Source organism: Cellulomonas humilata (assembly GCF_030814415.1).
Classification (GTDB): domain Bacteria; phylum Actinomycetota; class Actinomycetes; order Actinomycetales; family Cellulomonadaceae; genus Cellulomonas; species Cellulomonas humilata_A.
Window position 1 is genome coordinate 500,707 of record NZ_JAUSVB010000002.1, and the last position, 19,501, is coordinate 520,207.

Sequence of the window (19,501 nt, forward strand, 5' to 3'; positions counted from 1 at the left end):
GCCGGACACACATGGACGAGATCCTGTACGGCGCCGCCTACTACGACGAGTACATGCCGACCGACCGCATCGACACCGACGTCGCGATGCTGCAGGCGGCGAACCTCAACGTGGTCCGCATCGCCGAGTCGACCTGGAGCACGCTGGAGCCGCAGCCTGGCGTGTTCGACTTCACCCACGTCGACCGGGCGCTCGACGCGATGGAGGCCGCCGGAATCCACGTCATCGTCGGGACCCCCACGTACGCGGTGCCGGCGTGGCTCGTGACGTCGCACCCGGACGTGCTCGCCGAGACGAGCACGGGCCAGGGACGCTACGGCGCACGCCAGATCATGAACATCACCCACCCGGCCTACCGCCTCCACAGCGAGCGGGTCATCCGCGCGCTCCTGGAGCACACCGCGCACCGCCCTGGCGTCATCGGCTTCCAGCTCGACAACGAGACGAAGTACTACGACGTCGCCTCGAGCGACGTCCAGCGCACGTTCGTCCAGCACCTCCGCGAGACGTTCGACGACGACCTCGGCGCGATGAACCGTGCCTACGGCCTGGACTACTGGTCCAACCGCGTCGACGCCTGGGAGGACTTCCCGGACGTCCGGGGCACGATCAACGGGTCCCTCGCCGCGGCGTTCGACAGGTTCCGCCGATCGCTGGTCGAGGAGTTCCTCGGCTGGCAGGCCGCCATCGTTCGCGAGTACGCGCGGGACGACCAGTTCCTCACGCACAACTTCGACTTCGACTGGGGGCCGGGCTGGTCCTACGGGCTGCAGCCGTCCGTCGACCACTTCCGGGCTGCGGCCAGCGTGGACATCGCCGGCGTCGACATCTACCACCCGACGCAGTCCGCGCTCACCGGCAAGGAGATCGCGTTCGGTGGGGACATGACCCGCTCGATCAAGGGTGGCGCGAACTACCTCGTGCTGGAGACCCAGGCCCAAGGACAGCCTGCCTGGCTGCCCTACCCCGGCCAGCTGCGCCTGCAGGCCTACAGCCACCTCGCGAGCGGCGCCGACTCCGTCATGTACTGGCACTGGCACTCCATCCACAACTCCTTCGAGACGTACTGGCGCGGCCTGCTCAGCCACGACCTCGAGGCGAACCCCACCTACGACGAGGCCGCCGTCGTCGGTGCCGAGCTCCAGCGGGTGGGGCGGTCGCTCGTGCACCTGCGCAAGTCCAACCGGGTCGCGATCATGGTCAGCAACGAGGCCCTGACGGCGCTGAGGTGGTTCAGCGTCGAGACCGGGTTCCCCTCCTTCGTCCGCCCCTCGATCGGCTACAACGACGTGCTCCGCTGGGTGTACGACGCCCTGTTCGAGCTGAACGTCGAGTGTGACTTCGTCTCCGCCGACACCGAGGACCTCGGCCGGTACGCGATGGTTGTCGTCCCGGCGCTGTACTCGGCGCCCGAGTCGACGCTGCAGCGGTTGCGCGCGTTCGTCGGCGACGGCGGCCACCTGGTCTCGACGTTCAAGTCGTTCGTCGCCGACGAGCACGTCACGGTGTGGAACGACCGGCAGCCGCACTCGCTCACGGGCGTCCTCGGGCTCACCTACAACCAGTTCACCGTCCCGGTCGACGTGAGCCTCACCCTGCACGGCGACCTGGCGGCCGCCCCCGGCGCCGCCGCGCTGAGCCCCGACGACCGCTCCGCACTGCGCTTCATGGAGCTCCTGCAGCCCGAAGGCGCGGAGGTGCTCGCGTCGTACGACCACCCTGCGTGGGGCGGTCAGGCGGCTGTGACCCGGCACCGCTCGGGGGCCGGCACGGCGATCCACCTCGGCACGATGACCGGTCCCGCCCTGGTCCGCGAGGTGCTCGCCCTGGCGGTGCGCGACGCGGGCCTGTGGGACTGGCCGCAGGAGCTCGCCGGCACCGTCGCCGTTCGACGAGGCGTGAACTCCGCCGGAGCACCGCTGACCTATCTCCTGAACTACTCCGGCCGCCCGGTGCAGGTGACGAGCCCGGTCACGGCCCGGTCCGTCCTCGACGACGCCACCGTCGCGGAGGGCACCGACCTCACTGTCGGCGCCTGGGACCTCACCATCCTCGAGGAGGTGCACTGACCCGCTCATGGTCTGGGTCTGCCGGGCACGTACACGTCGGCGATCACTGGGAGCACCTCACCTGCAGCGCGATGGCAGCGTCGACCTGGCCGACAGCGCGGTCAAGGCGTGGATTGTGACCCCGTTCCCCTAGAGTCTCGTGCGATGGGACCGACCGCGCCGCGCAAGCGCCCGACGATCCGTGACGTCGCGGCTGCTGCCGGCGTGTCCCGGGGCACTGTCTCGCGCGTGATCAACGGTGGGCACTGGGTGTCCCCGGACTCGCTCGCAGCCGTCGAGGAGGCGATCCGGACCACCGGCTACTCCGCCAACCTGCACGCGCGCAGCCTGGTCACGGGACGCTCGAACTCGGTGGCGTTCCTGCTCACCGAACCTCAGCACCTGCTCTTCGAGGACCCGAACTTCTCGATCCTCCTGCGCGGAGCCGCCGAGGCGCTGGCCGCCCGCCGCATGCCGCTGTTGCTCATGGTCGCGGGCACCCCCGACGAGCAGAAGCAGGTCTCGTCCTACGTCGGCGCCGGACACGTCGACGGCGTCCTCGCGATCTCGTCGCACAGCGGCAACCCCCTGCTCGACGCGCTGGTGCGGCAGGGCATCCCGATGATCTCCTGCGGCATACCGCTCGGCTTCGAGGGCAGGCTCGGCTACGTCTCCGCCGACGACCTCGGCGGCGGGCGGCGGATGACCCGGCACCTGCTCGACCTCGGCCGCACCAGGGTCGCGACGATCACCGGACCCCTGGACACCCCCGGGGGCAGGCTCCGGCTCCAGGGCTACCGCGACGAGCTCGGGTCGCTCTACGACGAGTCGCTCGTGGCTCATGGCGACTACTCGCGCGACGGTGGCGCGGCAGGCATGCGGACGCTCCTCGAGCGCCGACCCGACCTCGACGCGGTCTTCGTGGCCTCCGACCTGATGGCTGCGGGCGCCCTGCAGGTGCTCCGCGAGGCCGGCAGACGCGTCCCGCAGGACGTCGCGGTCGGAGGCTTCGACGACTCCGGGCTCGCAGCGACGCTCGACCCGCCGCTCACCACGATGCGTCAGCCGCTCGAACGGATCGCCGCCGAGATGGTGCGCCTCCTGATCGAGCTGGTCGAGGGCGGGGAGCCGGCCGCCGTCACGCTGCCGACCTCGCTCGTGGTGCGCGCCAGCACCGGATCGGTTGCTCCGACCCACTCCTGACGAGCCGGATCACGCCGACCGCCCGGCATCGGGCATCCCGCACCAAACACGTGGCGCATCTCCGCGTGGCCTGTGCACGCTCCCACCGCTGATCCGCGTTCCTGCGCCCTTGACTGTCGCTTTCGTCCGCTCGTAACGTGACCTTGTGCTGTGCACGTGCACACACCTCAATGAGACAAGGACGTCCCATGCAGCCGATCAGCCGACGCCGAACCTCCACGCTCGCCCTCCTCGCCGCAGGTGCCCTCGTCCTCGGCAGCGCAGGCCCCGCCCCGGCCGAGGAGCCCGACGGCCTCGTCAACTTCGCACCCGTCCGCAGCAACCTCGCCGCGAAGCCCTGGGTCTCGGTGGACGCCAGCACGGCGCAGGCGAGCGCGGGACTCGCCGTCGACGGCGACCCGGCGACCGCGTGGACCGCGCGCGGCAAGGGCCGGCACTCCCTCGTCCTCGACCTCGGCGGGGCGTACGACAACATCCGGAAGGTCGGTCTCGTCTTCCCCGACGCGCACGGCACCTACCAGTACGTGGTCGAGGCCTCCGCAGACGGTCACCGGTGGAAGACCCTCGTCGACCGCAAGAGGAACGACCGGCCGGGTCGCGGCGAGGAGCACCTCGTCGCGCGCGCCGGGATCGCCTTCCTGCGAGTCACGATCACCGACGTGTCCCCGGGCGCCGTCGCCGGCATCAGCGAGCTGTCCGTGTGGAACTACCTGCGCGACGACGTCGTGCTGGGCGCGGACATCTCGTACGCCGACCAGAACGACGCACAGGGCCTGACCTACGTCGTGGACGAGGGTGCCGAGCCGGTGCCCGTCCTCGAGGCGGCGGCCGACGCCGGCATGGAGTACATCCGCCTGCGCGTCTTCAACGACCCGCGTGACGAGCGGACGGGTGAGTACCTCGAGCCCGCGTACCAGAGCCCGGAGCGCACCCTCGGCGTGGCGAGCGACGTCGTCGAGCAGGGCATGGGCCTGGGCATCGACCTGCACTACGCCGACTCGTGGGCCGACCCGAGCAAGCAGGCGAAGCCCACCGCGTGGCGCGAGCTGCCCTTCGAGGAGCTGACCCAGGCGGTCTACGACTACACCTACGCGACCATCGACGCGCTGGTCGCCCAGGGCACCACCCCCGACAAGGTCGCGGTGGGCAACGAGCTCATCAACGGTTTCATGTGGGGGAGCGAGCGTCCGCAGCCCTGGTTCGACGATGCCGCGTGGTGCGGCTCGTGCTTCTTCAACCACGACCCGTCGTTCGTCTCGCAGCCCGGCGGCGCCCTGCTCTGGGACTACTGGGGCTCGGACGACCCGGCCGAGCAGACCGCGTACGACGCGGCCTGGGACCGGTTCACCACCCTCCAGGCGTCGGGCATCAAGGCTGTCCGGGACGTCTCGGCGGCCCACGGCGAGGACATCCAGGTCGAGACCCACGTGATCATCGACAACGGGCGGGTCGACAAGACGCTCGAGTTCTGGGAGCAGTTCCTCACCAGGCTGAACGCCAAGGGCCAGGACATCGACGTCATCGCGCACTCCTACTACCCCGAGTGGCACGGGACGCCCGAGCACTACGAGTCGAACCTGCACCAGGTCGCCGCGGCACACCCGGGCTACGCCATGGAGATCGCCGAGACGTCGCACCAGTCGAACGACTGGGACGGACTCCCGGTCCCGAACTCGCCCTACCCCAAGACCGCGGAGGGCGCCGGCCTCTTCCTCCAGGACGTCTTCCGGATCGCGAACGACCTGCCCGGCAACCGGGGCGCCGGCGTCCTGGTCTGGGAGCCCGCGAACTGGCAGGAGATGATCGACTGGTCGAGCAGCGCCTGGCCGGTGCTCACGTTCCACGAGACGATCGAGGTCTACGAGGCGAGCGACGCCGAGTTCGTGGTCGCCGACACCGTCTACAGGACGGTCCGCACCTCGAGCGCGCTGAGGCTGCCGACCACCGTCGACGTCCTCGGCTCCGACAACACGCGCCACGCGGTGGCTGTGACCTGGGACGCGGTCCCCGCCCGTGCACCGTCCACCCCCGGACAGATCGTCATCGCCGGCACCACCGCGGAGCACGGCCCGGTGACCGCGGTCGTCGACGTGGTCCGGAGAGCGCTCGCTCACCACTGAGCGCTCGCGCCCGACGCACGCCCGGCGGTGGCCCCTCGCGGGGTCACCGCCGGGTCGCACTGCTGGGGCTCCGCATTCCGGGCATTCGGGCCTGCGCAGCGGCAGACACGGGTGTCGTCGGGGTGAGTCCCCCCGTCTGGCGGGTCGACGAACGCGGGGTCGCGGTGGGATCGTCGGACGGTTGCATCGCGGAGGACACCAGTGCTCGGACCACGACGGACGACCCAGGGTCGTCATTCGTCGCGCCCGCGGCAGGGGCGGCGGCCGTGGGAGTCGGTCGTCATCCTCGCGTCGATGGTGTTCCTGACGGCCGTCCTGGCCGCGCCGCCCGTCGACACCTCCCACTCCGCCGACGTCGACCAGACCGGCGCCGAGGCGCTGGTCTCGCAGGAGCCGACGGGGTCGGCGTACACGCTGGCGCTGACGCGGCTCGACGACCGCGTGGCGGCGGTGGAGGCGGCGACCGTCACGCTCGTCGGCCATCCGCTGGTCGACACCACGAAGGTCGCCTCGCGGACGCTGTTCCGTCCCGACCTGGTCGACGCGACGGCAGCGCCCGTCACGTCGGGGCTGACCGCCGAGCAGCTCCCGGACCGGGTCCAGGGTGCTCGCCAGCAGGTGGCCTCGGGTGATGTCGCCGAGGCGACGCGCGTGGTGGAGGGCGTCGAGACCGACGTCCTGCTGGTAGCGCTCGACCTCGGCGACCAGTCGGCGCAGAACGCCGCGATGACACGCCTGCTGGTCTCCGCCGACCCCCAGGTGGCGCTGCTCGACGCTGCCGTCGGGGCCACCCACGCCGCCGCCGAGGTCCGCGACGTCGTCGCGGCTGCCACCTCCGCGGTCCAGGCCCGGGACGCCGCGGCCGGCATCACGGTCGCGGCGCAGCAGATCGCGGTGACGGGGGACGAGGCCTCCAAGGCGGCGGTCGCCAAGGTGGAGCAGCAGGCCCGGTCGACCGACGGCTACACCAACGGGGCCATCCCGCTGAAGGTGCTGTGCGTGGTCGCGTTCGCGCCGAGCCAGCACCTGCGCTGCGACGCGGCGGAGGCGCTGGCGCGACTGAACGCGGCCTACCGCGTGGACTTCGGCCACGACCTGAAGATCTCGGGCTCGTACCGCACGCTCGACGAGCAGATCAGCACCCGGGCGGCCAAGGGAACGATGGCCGCGGTGCCCGGCACGTCCAACCACGGCTGGGGCCTGGCGATCGACCTCGACCAGGCCAACGGCTACCGGTCCGCGCAGTACGCCTGGCTCAAGGCCAACGCGATGACCTACGGCTGGCACCACCCGGTCTACATGGACGAGGGCGGTCGCGGACCCCACGAGCCGTGGCACTGGGAGTTCGGTACGTCGGACGACTCCAGCACGGGCACGTCGGTGCCGATCACCGTGGGCGTCCCGGCGCCCACCACCCCGCCCCCGACCTCGCCCGTGCCGCCCGTCGTCGAGCAGCCCGCCGTCGCTCCGGTCGAGCCGGCGCCGACCCCGAGCGCCACGCCGACCCCGAGCAGCACCCCGACCGCTTCCACGGAGCCGCCCGCTCCGTGACGTGGCCGCAGCGCCGTCTGCCTCGTCGCGTGGGTCACCGTCGACCTCAGCCGGACACGGGTCGGAGCACACTCGTCGTGTCGAAGTCGAGCGCCACGATCTCCGTGGTGCCGTCGCTGCCGAGGTCGCCCACGACCACGCCACGCGTGCCGTACGAGTAGGTGAAGGGGTCGGTGGTGAGGTCCTGCCAGGCGGCGGGCTCGCCGGCCGTGGTGATGGCTGCCTGCGGGCGCCCGCCGTAGCCCTCCACCTTGACCAGGTCGACGTCGCCGTCCGAGTCGAGGTCGCCGAGCTCGACGTGCGTGCTGTACCCGTTCTCCAGCGGCGGCTGCGTGACCGACCCGTCCGCGCCGGAGAACAGCTGCGTGACGTCTCCGGAGACGAGCACGTCGCTGCGGCCGTCGCCGTCGACGTCGGCCACCGCGAGCTCGTACCCACCGCTCGTCGACCGCGTCCACGCTGCGGTGAACGTCCCCGGCGTCGTCTGGCGATAGGCGGTCAGGACGCCGTCGCGCAGCTCGATCAGGTCGGCGAGCGCGTTGCCGTCGAGGTCGGCCACGGCGACGGTGCCGCCGAACTGGCCGTCGAGCAGCGTCCGGGCCTTGCCGAACGTGCCACGCCCGGTGCCGGGCAGCAGCAGCTGGCCGTCGGTAGTGGACACGAGCAGGTCGGCCACGCTGTCGCCCGTGAGGTCGGCGATGCTCACCGCGCCGGCGGTCGGCAGACCCTTGAGCTTGGTGGGGGTCCGCAGGCCCGACGCCGATCCGGTGAGGATGACGACGTCGCCCGCCGCGACGACGACGTCGGCGCAGCCGTCGCCGGTGAGGTCGCCCACGGCGACGTCGGTCGGGCTGTAGACCGTGGTGACGTTCACACCGAGGGTGTCGCCGAGCGAACCGTCGGCACGGGCGGGTTGCGTGCTGACCCGGGTGGTGCGGCCCGTGGAGCCGTCGCCGGTGGTCACGTCGGCCACCGTCACCAGGTCGGCCCGGAGGTCGCACGTCACGTCGGCGATCGCGGCGTCGACGACGGACGCCGTCGCCAGGGTCTCGACGAGGTAGTCGGGCACCGGGTCGGACACGTAGATGGTGCCGGTCGACTCGGAGGGCAGGTAGCCGTCGTCGCCGAGGTAGCGCACGGTGAAGTCGTGCGCGCCCGGTACCAGCTGGACGTCGAACCGGGCCCGGTTGAGCGCCGGGTCGATCCCCTGGGTGCCGACGTCCTGCCCGTCGACGATCAGCTGCACGTCGCCCAGCGGCTGGCCGCCGCCCGACGAGAACCCCGGGTAGACGCCGAACTCGAGCGTCTGCGGGCCGGAGTCGAGCACGGACACCTTCCCGTCGTACGCGACCTGCGTCTCCCAGCGCGGCGGGGTGGTCACGGCAACCTCGGCGTAGACGAGGGACTCGACGCCGTCCCACACCGCGCGTACCCGGAAGACGTACGAGGAGTCGGCGAGGGTGGCGACCAACGCTCCGCGGTCGTCGGTGCTGAGGACCTGGGACGGCTGCTCGGCGCGGTCGTCGGTGAGCTCGCTGACCCGGAACGTGGTGCCCTCCGGTACGAAGCCCCAGGTGAGACGCACCTGGTTGGGCTGCACCACCTCCGCGGTCACCCCGCTGGGGACGGCCGGCGGCATGACCACCGACACGAGCGGGCTGATCTCGGAGGAGCTCCTGCGCGTGATGGCCCGGACGCCGAAGTACAGCGTCTCCGTCGGGAGCACGGAGCTGGCTCCCTCGTTGGTCCACGCCGGCGACGTCGTCGTCGCGATGACGTCGAGGTAGGCGGGGTCGTTGCCCCAGTAGACGTCGTACCGGATCGCGTCCTTGACGGGACTCCACGACAACCGGACGGTGCCGCTGCTGGTGGCGACGACCGTGAGCCCGGTCGGCACGGGCACCGTCGGTGCGGCGGAAGCGGCGGCCGGGAACAGCCCGACGCCGATCAGCAGGCAGAGCAGGACGAGCAGGGCACGACGCATGAGACTTCCTCGTTCTCCCGCGACCGGGCCCCTGCTTGGCTCGATCGCAGGATCGTGCCACGAGGACCGCCGCGGGGCGACCTGAGAATCGGTCGCGCGTCGCGGCCCCTCGGGTGGTGGAGGGGCCGCGACGGTGTGTCAGATCGCGACGATGTCGATCTGCGCGAACTCCTCGACGCCGACGACGGACCGGATCCAGTCCTGCGCGGCCTGGGTGTCGACGCGGTAGCCGAAGTCGGTGCCGCGGCAGTACGAGTTCAGCCCGAACGACGTCACGGCCACGACGGTGTTCGACGTGTAGCCGCCATAGAACACCGGGCCGCCGGAGTCTCCGGAGCACGTGCCGCCCTTGCCCTTGCCGTTGCCGGTGGTCTGGATGTTGAACCCGCCGGTGTTGTTGCTGGTCAGGTTCGTCAGGCGAGCGGACGCCATCAGCCGCTCGCGGAACGACTCGACCGCGACCGGGCTGCTGTACGACAGGCCGTACCCGCTCGCCGTGAAGGTCACGTCCTTGGTGCCCTGCGCCGTCGCAAGGCTGTCGAGCGAACCGACCGCGGCCAACGATCCGTACTCGTCCAGCGCGATGGGCTGGTCGAGGATCACGATCCCGATGTCCTTGGTGTCGGGGAAGCCCGCGAAGTCGTCGAAACCCCAGTTGTAGGTCTCGTCGGACGTCGCGCACACGACGCCGAGCGTGTCGCCGGCACAGAACTCGGGGTACCCGGTGACCGGGTCGAGCTCGGTCTCGGGGTCGTAGTTCACGCCGGCGTCCTGCTGGAAGTACACGACCGCAGTCGCGACGTCCTCGGTGCAGTGGCCGGCCGTGAGGAACACGGTGGGGGTGAGCAGCGAGCCGGAGCACCGGCCGGCGAACTCGCCATCGGCGTCGAAGGTGGTGAGCAGGCCGACGTACGGGTGCTCGAAGTCCTTGACGTAGTTGCCTGTGATCGCGGCGGCGGGTGACGCCGAGACGATCAGCAGGCCGAGCAGCGCGGTGAGCGCCAGGAGGGTCTTGCGCACAATGCCTCCCTCGGGGGATGAGACGGTCGGGTCGACCGCCTCTGCGCAGGCTAGGACCGGAGAGCGACCCGGGCATCCCGGACGTATCGCACCGACGCGGGTCGTCCGGCCCCGCGCTAGGGTCGCCCGATGGCCCTTCTCCACCGCGCCACCATCCGTCCGACCAAGGCGGAGCTGCTCGCCGACTGGGTTCCTACCCAGCCCTGGGGGGAGCAGGAGTTCGACCTGGTCCGTGGGTACCGGTTCGACGACCCCGACGGCGAGGTCGGGATCGAGACGCACGTCCTGTCGACTGCAGACGGGGACCTGCTCCAGGTTCCGCTGACCTATCGCGGCGCCCCGCTGGACGGGGCGGAACGGTTCCTGATCTGCACCATGGAGCACTCCGTGCTCGGGCAGCGCTGGATCTACGACGCGACCGGGGACCCGGTCTATGCCGGCGTGCTCGCGTCCGTGCTGCTGGCGGGTGTCGACCAGGCCGAGGAGATGGTCGAGGGCGCCGACGCCCCGCGCGAACCGAGCATGCGCGTGACCGGGAGCGGCTCTCGCTCGGATGGCGTCCCGCCCGTCGGCGACGTGAGCGTGTCCTCGGACGCCACGACGACCGTCATGGACCTGGCCGGAGCCCTGCGCCTCGTCCTCTGCCGTCGTCTCGACCGGCAGGCGACTCCCACGGACCACGAGTCCACCCTCACGGGCACGTGGTCCGGCCTCGAGTCCCCGGTCGTGCTCGCCTACGTCGCCTGAGGCTCGATCTCGGCAGGTCGGTCGAGACCGGTTCCGGGGTGGGCGTCACGTGCGTTCGGCCCCCAGGAGGTCCGGGCCAGCGTCACCCTCGTCGCCTGCGACGCCGTGGGACTGGGCTCGCGGGCGGCGAGTGCCTGGGCGGTGAACAGCTCGGGCGCGATCACAGGACCACCACGCCCTTGCCGCCGACCGTGCCGGTCTCCATGTCGGCGTGTGCCTGGGCGATCTGGTGGAGGCGGTAGACCTGCCCGACGGGGACCTGGGCGCGACCGTCGGCGACGGCGTCGAGGAACTCCTGGAGCACCGGCGCCGGAAGGTCGGCTGCGTCGCCGGAGTAGGCCGTGAGGCGGACGCCGTTCGGGAGCCAGTCCATCGGGTAGAACTCGGGGATCGTCCAGTGGTCGGAGAGCATCCCGGTGAAGCAGACCGTGCCCCCGCCGCGCACCGACCGCAGGGTGTCGCGCAGGACGTCGACCCCGACCAGCTCGACCGCACCGTCGACGCCGTCCGGGTACAGCTCGCGGACCTGAGCTGCGATGCGGCCGTCGTCGACGAGGGCGTGGTCGACGCCGACAGAGTCCAGCAGCGCCGTCCGGGCGGGGGAGCGGGTCGTGGACAGGACGGTCAGACCGTGCAGCCGCCCGAGCACGGCGAGGGTCAGGCCGACCGACGACGTCCCGCCACGGATCAGCAGGCTCTGCCCGGCGGACGGACGGACACCGACCGCGAGCGTGCCGTGGGCGGTCTGCAGCATCTCGGGCACAGCGCCGAGCACGTCCCACGGCAGGTCGCTGGTGAACGGGATCACCTGGGCCGCAGGCACGGCGACGTACTGCGCGTAGCCGCCGTCGAAGGTTCGACCCATCCCGCCCATCAGCGTGACGACCTGGGTGCCCGGCGCGAGCTCGCCGCCGGGGGCGTTCTCGACCACGCCCGCCGCCTCGATGCCGGGGATCCGCGGGAACGACCCGGACGAGGCTTGCCCGCGGCGGAAGTGCAGCTCGGAGCGGTTGAGCCCGAACGCGTGCACGCGGACCAGGACCTGACCGGGTTCCACGCGCGGGACGGTCACGTCGCGCACCTGCAGGACCTCGGGCCCGCCCGGGCGGTCGACGACGACGGCGCGCATGGTGGTCGCCGTCACCGGGCCACCACCGTCGTGAGCCGGTCGAGGAGGCGCGTCAGGTGGGCGGTTGCGTCGGTGACGTCCTCACCCGCGAGGTGCGCAGCGAGCTCGGAGTCGACGAGCGCGACGCCGGCATCGTGCGCCGCGTCCCCGGCCGGGGCGAGCGTGATCAGCGAGGAGCGCCGGTCGTGCGGGTTCGCGGTGCGGACGACGAGCCCGTCCCGCTCGAGCCGGTCGACGAGCTTGCTCGCCGCGCCGACCGTGATCCCGAGGTGGGTGCGCAGCTCCTGCACCCTGGCCGACCCCGCATGCCGGCGCACCACCCTCAGCGCGGTCAGGTTCGCCAGCGACACCCCTCCGGCCGCCACCAGGCGGTCGTCGAGGTGGTTCCAGAGGTAGGTCTCGTACCGGACCAGGGCGTCGAAGAAGTCCATGTCGGTGGCAACTGGATGCCGGGGAACTATATTCCTGGTAATCCATCATCGATGCGAGTCAGTGGCCCCGCAGTAGTCTCCGTAGAGGCGTTGTAGATCGCTCTACGAATCTGTAGATTGCTCTACACGCAACGGAGCGGAGGCTTGTGATGACGCCTGAGGCGGTCAAGCGCGCGACCATCGAGGACGTCGCCCGGAGGGCGGGTGTCTCTCGGGCCGCCGTCTCGAAGGTGATCCGCGGTGCGTACGGGGTCAGCGCCTCCATGCGGGAGCGGGTCGAGGCCGTGATCGAGGAGCTCGACTACCGGCCGCTGATCTCGGCACGCGGCATGCGCGGGGCGACGTTCACGCTCGGGATGGAGCTACCCGACATCGCCAACCAGTTCTTCGCCCGCATCCTCTCGGGTGCCACGACCGCGCTCGAGACCGAGCCGTACCAGCTGGTGATCGCGCCCGTCGACCCGGACCACTCCGAGGGCTACCGGGCGCTCGAGGCCCTGGCCGATCGCCAGGTCGACGGCCTGATCGCGGTCTCGCCCCGGGTCGACCCCCGCTGGCTGGAGGAGATGTCGCGTCGCATCCCGATCGTCATGCTCGGGCGCCACGACAGCTCTGTCGGCTACGACACCGTCGTGGGCGACGACGTCTCTGGGGTCGGGATGCTGATGCAGCACCTCCTCGAGCTGGGTCACCGCGAGATCGCCCACCTCACCCTCGACGACCAGCACACGCGCCAGGGGTCGGGCACGCCGCACTCGCTGCGGCTCGCGGCGTACGAGGCGACGATGCGCGAGGCCGGGCTGGAGAGCTCCATCCAGGTCGCCCGGTGCGACGGCGGAGAGGACAGCGCTCACCAGGCCACGCTCCGCTTGCTCGCGAGCGGAGCGCGTCCGACGGCGATCTTCGCGGCGCACGACGAGCTCGCGATCGGCGTCCTCAGTGCACTGACGCAGCGTCCTGACGCGTCGGAGATCTCCGTGGCCGGTTACGACAACATCAAGCAGGCCGGCCATCCGCTGATCGGTCTCACGTCGGTGGACCAGCCCGGGGAGCAGATGGGCGCGTCGGTGGTCTCGCTCCTCCTGGAGCGGCTCGCCGGACGCACGGACGCGGTCCACGAGGTCGCTACGCCGCGGCTGGTTCCCCGGAGCTCCACCCGGCCGAGGATCCGGACGAAGGGTGTTACGCGATCGTGATAGACGAGAAACCAGTCATGACAGGTTTTCGTGCTTGAATCCATTCATCGCTCGTCGCAGCGCGCGACGGGGTTCCCGTCCATGGAGGTCAATGATGCTTTCCAGGAAGATCCGGGCCCGACGGCTCGGCGCCGTGGGGACGGTTGCGATCGCGGGTCTTGCGCTCGCGGGCTGCTCCGGCGGCGGTGGTGCCACCGATGACGAGTCCGCGTCCGGCCCCGTCGAGCTGACGATCCTGATCGACAGCACCGAAGCGACCGTCAGCACCATGCAGGGCCTCGTCGACGCGTACACAGCGGAGAACCCGGACGTCACGATCGAGCTCGAGAACCGGCCGCAGGGCTCCGAGGGCGACAACGTCGTCAAGACGCGGCTCCAGACCGGCGACATGCCCGACCTGTTCTGGTACAACTCGGGCTCCCTGCTGCAGGCGCTCGCTCCCGAGCAGACGCTCGTCGATCTCAGCGGCGAGTCGTTCATGGACGCGGTCACCGACACGTTCAAGGCCGGCGTGACCGCGGGTGAGGGCGTCTACGGCGTCCCCGTCGGGAACGCCATGGGCGGCGGGGTCCTCTACAACAAGAAGGTCTACGAGCAGCTCGGTCTCGAGGTCCCGACCACGTGGGCGGACTTCATCTCCAACAGCGAGGCGATCAAGGCAGCTGGGATCGACCCGATCATCCAGAGCTACGGCGCCGACTCCACGTGGACCTCCCAGCTGTTCGTCCTCGGCGACTACTACAACGTCGAGGCGGCCGATCCGGGCTGGGCGGAGAAGTTCACCGCGAACGAGGCGCACTTCGCCGACACACCGTCCGCGCAGCTCGGGTTCGACCACCTCCAGGAGGGTTTCGAGAAGGGGTTGTACAACGCGGACTTCGGCACCACGACCTACGCCGACGCCCTCGAGAAGCTGGCCACCGGGACCGGCGCCCAGTACCCGATGCTCACGTTCGCGGTCAGTGAGATCCAGGCGAACTTCCCCGACAACCTGCAGGACGTCGGCTTCTTCGCCATCCCGGGAGAGGACGCCTCCGACGTGGGCATGACGACCTGGCTGTCGGCCGCGCTCTACATCCCCCAGGGTGGCGAGAACGAGGCAGCCGCAAAGGAGTTCCTCGCCTTCGTCGCCTCGCCGGAGGGGTGCGACGCGCAGACCGAGGCGGTCGGCGTGACAGGCCCGTACTTCATCGACGGCTGTGACCTGCCCGCCGACCTGCCGCCCGCGGTCCAGGACCTGCAGGCGTACTTCGACAGCGGCAAGACGTTCCCGGCGCTCGAGTTCCTCTCGCCCGTCAAGGGCCCGTCCCTCGAGCAGATCACGGTGGCGGTCGGCTCGGGGATCAACACCGGAGCGGAGGGCGCCGCGCTCTACGACGACGACGTGCTGAAGCAGGCCCAGCAGCTCGGCCTCGAGGGCTGGTAAGCATCCGACCATCACCGGGTCCGGCCTGCAGCGCAGGCCGGACCCGGTCGCACCGGGGAGTCGAACATGACGACGATCACGCGCCCGCGGGCGACGACGCGCAGGCGGCAACGCGCGCGGACGAGCACCCACCACCAGGCGGCCTACCCGCTCTGGTTCCTGCTCCCGGCGATCGTCATCTTCACGGTCCTGTTCCTCGTCCCCACGATGTCGTCCTTCTACTTCAGCCTGACGCGCTGGTCGCTGTTCGACATCGAGTTCATCGGGTTCGAGAACTTCGTGACGTTCTTCACCGAGCCGTCGCTGTCCAGGAGCCTCACCAACACGCTCGTCTACGCCGTGCTCACCTCGGGGGCGAAGGTCGTCCTCGGGATGGGGCTGGGCGTGCTGCTGACCTCACAGATCATCGGTCGGGGCTACCTGCGCAACGTCGTGTTCTTCCCCGTGCTCGTCTCGGTGGTGGGTGTCGGGATCACGTTCTCCGTGCTGATGAACCCCACGGAGGGGCTCATCAACCAGGCTCTGGCCCTCGTCGGGATCTCCGGACCGGCCTGGCTCACCGATCCGACGCTCGCGCTGATCTCCGTGGCGCTCGTGGACATCTGGAAGGGCGTCGGACTTGCCACGCTGATCTACATCGCGGGCATCGTGTCCATCCCGCAGGAGTACGTCGAGGCGGCTCGCGTCGACGGTGCCGGTGGGGTCAAGGCGTTCTGGTACGTGACGGTGCCGTTGCTGTGGCCGGCGACCTCCACGGTCATCATCCTGTCGCTCATCGGCGGGCTGCGGACGTTCGACCTCATCTGGACCATGACCCACGGCGGTCCGGGATTCTCGTCCGACGTGCTCGCGTCGGTCGTGTTCAAGCAGTACCAGGCGGGCTTCTACGGCATCTCCACCGCAGGGAACGTCGTCCTGTTCGTGGTCGTCACCGCGATCGTCCTCCCGGTCAGCCGCTTCCTGAGCCGGAAGGAAGCGGAGCTGTGAAGACCCGCCGCTACGTCGCCGGGGGCATCGCGATCCTGGCCTCGCTCGTCGTCTTCGTCGTCCCCTTCGTCTTCATCCTGCTGACCGCGGGCAAGGGCAGGGCCGAGGCGAACCAGCTCGAGTTCACCTGGCCGACCGACTGGCAGCTGTGGGAGAACGTCGTCGAGGTCTGGAACACGCGCGACGGCATGTTCCTCACTGCGATGATCAACAGCGTCATCCTCACGGTCGCGAGCGTCTCCGGGATGGTCGTCCTGGGCGCGATGGTGGGCTACGTGCTCCAGCGCCGCAAGGGCTGGTGGACGCCGGTCGCCAACGTGCTCATCCTCGCCGGCCTGATCATCCCGCCCGCGGTCGTCCCGACGATCTGGGTGATGCAGGGTCTGGGCATCTACAAGACGCTGCCCGGGCTCGTGATGATCGAGATCGCGTTCGGCCTGGCGTTCACCGTGCTGCTGATCCGCGCCTTCGTCGCAAACATCCCGCGGGAGCTCGACGAGGCGGCGCTGATCGACGGCGCCGGGCCGCTCCGGCTGTTCTTCCAGGTCGTCTTCCCGCTGCTCCGGTCGGTGATCATCACGGTCGTCGTCGTGCAGTCGGTCTTCGTGTTCAACGACTTCCAGAACCCGCTCTACTTCCTGCCCGGCAACGAGAACGCCACCGTGCAGCTGACGCTCTTCAACTTCCAGTCCCAGTTCAACCAGATGCGGAACCTGTTGTTCACGGACATCCTCCTGATCACCATCCCGCCGCTGCTGATGTACATGTTCTTCAACCGTCGGATCGTCGCCGGGCTCACGTCCGGTGCCATCAAGGGCTGAGCGGATCTCATGACCACCGAAATCACGTCCCTGCGTCTCGAGTACGGGTCCGCGACACCGTTCGTCGGCGTCGAGCGCCCTCGGATCTCCTGGAAGACGGCGACCGACGTCCCCGACTGGGAACAGGCGTCGGCCGAGCTGAGCTGGACGACCGACGGCGTCGAGTCGTTCGCGACGGTGGCCGGTCGGGAGTCCGTCCTCGTCGCGTGGCCGTTCGCCGCGCTCAGCCCCCGCCGGAGCGGAGTGCTGCGCGTGCGCACCACCGGGACCGACGGCGCACGGAGCGTGTGGAGCGACCCGGTGGCGGTGACCGGCGGGATGCTCGCACCGGGGGAGTGGCGCGCAGCCTTCATCGGCCTCGCGGCACCGGAGCGCCCCGCGCACCCCCTGCTGGTCCGCCGCGAGTTCGAGGTCGACGGCGACGTCCGGGCCGCCACCCTGTACGCGACCGCCGAGGGCGTCTACCAGCTCGAGGTCAACGGCCGCGGGGTCGACGACCAGGTGCTCAAGCCCGGGTGGACGTCGTACCAGTACCGACTGATCCATGAGACGACGGACGTCACGCGGCACGTGCGCCGCGGCCGGAACGCCCTGGGGGCGGCGGTTGCGGGCGGCTGGTTCACCGAGCGGTACGGCTTCCAGGGCAACGCGCGGACGTTCTACGGCGAGCAGCCGGCGGTCGCCGCCCAGCTGGTGGTCGAGTACGTCGACGGCCGCGTCCAGACGGTCGTCACCGGGCCGGACTGGTCCGCGACCGGCGACGGCGAGATCGTCACCAGCGGCATCTACGTCGGCGAGCACGTCGACGCCCGCCGCCGGGAGGCGGGCTGGTCCGCACCAGGCTTCGACGACTCGGCCTGGCAGCCGGTCTCGGTGCACGAGGGCTCCGTCGAGCCCGAGGCGCGGAGCGGGCCCGTCGCCCGGCGGATCGAGGAGCTGGCCGTGCGCGAGGTCCTCACCTCGCCGAGCGGTGCGACCCTCCTCGACTTCGGCCAGAACGTCGTCGGCCGCCTCCGGATCACCGTCTCGGGCGAGGCCGGCCAGGAGATCGTCCTGCGCCACGCGGAGGTGCTCGAGTTCGGGGAGCTCGGCACCCGGCCGCTCCGCCTCGCCGACGCGACCGACCGGTACGTCCTCGCCGGGGCCGGCGTCGAGACCTGGGAGCCCGCCTTCACGTTCCACGGATTCCGGTACGTGCAGGTCGACGGCTGGCCGGGAGAGCTGGACCCGGCCGACATCGTCGCCGTCGTGGTGCACAGCGACATGGAACGCACGGGGTGGTTCCGCAGCTCCGACCCGCTCCTCGACCGCTTCCACGAGAACGTGGTGTGGGGCATGCGGGGGAACTTCCTCTACCTCCCGACCGACTGCCCGCAACGCGACGAGCGCCTCGGCTGGACGGGGGACATCCAGGTCTTCGCGCCGGCCGCGACCTACCTCTTCGACGCCGGCGGTCTCCTTGCGTCCTGGTTGCGTGACCTGCTGCTCGAGCAGCGCGGCGGCGCAGGGGTGCCGTTCGTGGTGCCCGACGTCCTCGGCTCGGCGGCGATGCCGGCGGCGGCGTGGGGCGATGCCGCGACGGTCGTGCCGAGCGTGCTCTACGAGCGGTACGCGGATCGCGGTGTGCTCGAGGCGCAGCTCGACAGCATGCGCGGCTGGGTCGACCAGGTGCTCGAGATCGCCGGTGGACGTCACCTGTGGGAGGGGCGGTTCCAGTTCGGGGACTGGCTCGACCCGGACGCGCCGTCGGACCGGCCGGCCCACGCGAAGACCGACGCGGACATCGTCGCGAGCGCCTACCTCTACCGGTCGACCAGGCTCCTCGCGGAGGCAGCCGGGGTCCTCGGCCGGCACGAGCTCGCCGACCGGTACGCGGCCGAGGCGGAGGTCGTGCGGCGTGCCTGGCTCGACGAGTACGTCACGCCGGCGGGGCGCATCGTCTCCGACGCGCAGACCGCCTACGCGCTCGCCATCATGTTCGACCTCGAGACCGACCCGATCCGTCTGGAGATGATGGGCGACCGCCTCGCGGGTCTCGTGCGGCGCGACGGCTACCGCATCGGGACCGGCTTCGTCGGCACGCCACTGGTCACCGACGCGCTCACCCGCACGAGACACGACGACGCGGCGTCGCGGCTCCTCCTCCAGACCGAGAACCCGTCGTGGCTCTACCCGGTGACGATGGGCGCCACCACGGTGTGGGAGCGCTGGGACAGCATGCTCGAGGACGGCACCATCAACCCCGGCGAGATGACGTCGTTCAACCACTACGCGCTCGGTGCGATCGCCGACTGGCTCCACCGACGCGTCGCCGGGCTCGCCCCCGCGGAACCCGGATACCGTCGGATCAGGGTCGCGCCGGTCCCGCTGCGCGGGCTCGACCACGCGGAGACGGAGCACGAGACGCCATTCGGGCGTGCCCGCGTCGCCTGGTCCGCGGACGCGGGACAGATCACCGTGTCGGCGACGGTCCCGCCGAACACGCGTGCCGAGGTCCTCCTCCCGGGTCGCTCGGAGACCTTCGAGGTGGGTTCGGGGCAGCACCGCTGGACGCTCGACGACAGCAGGGACGACCACCGCACCGTCGAGCTGGGTCTGCACAGCTCGCTGGCTGCGATCGTCGAGGACCGCGAGGCCTACGAGACGGTGGTCGCAGTGCTCGACGCGGCAGACCCCGAGTGGTCGAGAACCTTTCGACGGCACACCCAGTGGGTCGAGGAGCGCCGGCTGAGTGAGGCGTTCCTCCTCGGCGCGCCGAACCTCGAGTCGCGCGTGGAGTCCGCGCTCGACGAGCTCAACGGCCGACGGCGGCGCTGACGGGCGCCTCGCAGGTGGCGG

General features: G+C 70.7%; 14 protein-coding genes. 10 read left to right on the plus strand and 4 right to left on the minus strand.

Going from position 1 to position 19,501, the window contains the following annotated elements; translation table 11 throughout:
- Positions 1-11: 11 nt before the first annotated feature.
- The 4 genes from J2X26_RS08420 to J2X26_RS08435 all read left to right on the plus strand — a co-directional run bounded on the left by J2X26_RS08420 (position 12) and on the right by J2X26_RS08435 (position 6,922).
- A complete protein-coding gene (locus J2X26_RS08420) occupies positions 12-2,069 on the plus strand; it encodes a beta-galactosidase (RefSeq protein WP_307491391.1) in 2,058 nt (685 codons plus the stop codon).
- Between the two features lie 144 nt (positions 2,070-2,213).
- Positions 2,214-3,251, plus strand: coding sequence for a LacI family DNA-binding transcriptional regulator (locus J2X26_RS08425; RefSeq protein WP_307491392.1), 1,038 nt, complete (start codon positions 2,214-2,216; stop codon positions 3,249-3,251).
- A 188-nt stretch (positions 3,252-3,439) separates the two neighbouring features.
- Positions 3,440-5,371 carry a glycosyl hydrolase 53 family protein gene (locus J2X26_RS08430; RefSeq protein ID WP_307491394.1) on the plus strand — a complete coding sequence of 644 codons (1,932 nt, stop codon included), beginning with the start codon at positions 3,440-3,442 and terminating at the stop codon, positions 5,369-5,371.
- Between the two features lie 294 nt (positions 5,372-5,665).
- Entirely contained in the window at positions 5,666-6,922 is a 1,257-nt protein-coding gene (locus J2X26_RS08435) for a M15 family metallopeptidase (RefSeq protein WP_307491395.1), read from the plus strand.
- Positions 6,923-6,968: 46 nt separating this feature from the next.
- Here the strand turns inward: J2X26_RS08435 and J2X26_RS08440 are convergent, their stop codons facing one another.
- Together J2X26_RS08440 and J2X26_RS08445 are read right to left on the minus strand one after the other, a co-directional pair.
- Positions 6,969-8,906 carry an FG-GAP-like repeat-containing protein gene (locus J2X26_RS08440; RefSeq protein WP_307491396.1) on the minus strand — a complete coding sequence of 646 codons (1,938 nt, stop codon included), beginning with the start codon at positions 8,904-8,906 and terminating at the stop codon, positions 6,969-6,971.
- Positions 8,907-9,044: 138 nt separating this feature from the next.
- On the minus strand, positions 9,045-9,926 hold the full coding sequence (locus J2X26_RS08445) for a trypsin-like serine protease (protein WP_307491398.1): 882 nt from the start codon (positions 9,924-9,926) through the stop codon (positions 9,045-9,047).
- Positions 9,927-10,055: 129 nt separating this feature from the next.
- On the opposite strand from J2X26_RS08445, the gene J2X26_RS08450 reads away from it, so the two are divergent.
- On the plus strand, positions 10,056-10,673 hold the full coding sequence (locus tag J2X26_RS08450; RefSeq protein ID WP_307491399.1) for a CG0192-related protein: 618 nt from the start codon (positions 10,056-10,058) through the stop codon (positions 10,671-10,673).
- 160 nt (positions 10,674-10,833) lie between these two features.
- Here the strand turns inward: J2X26_RS08450 and J2X26_RS08455 are convergent, their stop codons facing one another.
- On the minus strand, positions 10,834-11,817 hold the full coding sequence (locus J2X26_RS08455) for an alcohol dehydrogenase catalytic domain-containing protein (RefSeq protein WP_307491400.1): 984 nt from the start codon (positions 11,815-11,817) through the stop codon (positions 10,834-10,836).
- Positions 11,814-12,233, minus strand: a complete 420-nt coding sequence (locus J2X26_RS08460) for a MarR family winged helix-turn-helix transcriptional regulator (RefSeq protein ID WP_307491401.1) — start codon at positions 12,231-12,233, stop codon at positions 11,814-11,816. The genes J2X26_RS08455 and J2X26_RS08460 overlap by 4 nt, the downstream gene beginning before the upstream one ends.
- Positions 12,234-12,382: 149 nt before the next feature.
- Between J2X26_RS08460 and J2X26_RS08465 the strand changes: the two genes are divergently transcribed.
- From J2X26_RS08465 to J2X26_RS08485, 5 genes are all read left to right on the plus strand, one after another.
- Positions 12,383-13,429 (plus strand): LacI family DNA-binding transcriptional regulator, encoded by a 1,047-nt coding sequence (locus J2X26_RS08465; protein WP_307491402.1) that lies wholly within the window; start codon positions 12,383-12,385, stop codon positions 13,427-13,429.
- Between the two features lie 94 nt (positions 13,430-13,523).
- Complete coding sequence (locus tag J2X26_RS08470) at positions 13,524-14,855, plus strand: ABC transporter substrate-binding protein (RefSeq protein ID WP_307491404.1); 1,332 nt, start codon at positions 13,524-13,526, stop codon at positions 14,853-14,855.
- Between the two features lie 66 nt (positions 14,856-14,921).
- Complete coding sequence (locus tag J2X26_RS08475; protein ID WP_307491406.1) at positions 14,922-15,842, plus strand: carbohydrate ABC transporter permease; 921 nt, start codon at positions 14,922-14,924, stop codon at positions 15,840-15,842.
- A complete protein-coding gene (locus J2X26_RS08480) occupies positions 15,839-16,663 on the plus strand; it encodes a carbohydrate ABC transporter permease (RefSeq protein WP_307491407.1) in 825 nt (274 codons plus the stop codon). Before J2X26_RS08475 ends, J2X26_RS08480 begins: the two co-directional genes overlap by 4 nt.
- Positions 16,664-16,672: 9 nt before the next feature.
- Positions 16,673-19,480, plus strand: a complete 2,808-nt coding sequence (locus tag J2X26_RS08485) for an alpha-L-rhamnosidase (RefSeq protein WP_307491409.1) — start codon at positions 16,673-16,675, stop codon at positions 19,478-19,480.
- Positions 19,481-19,501 lie beyond the last annotated feature (21 nt).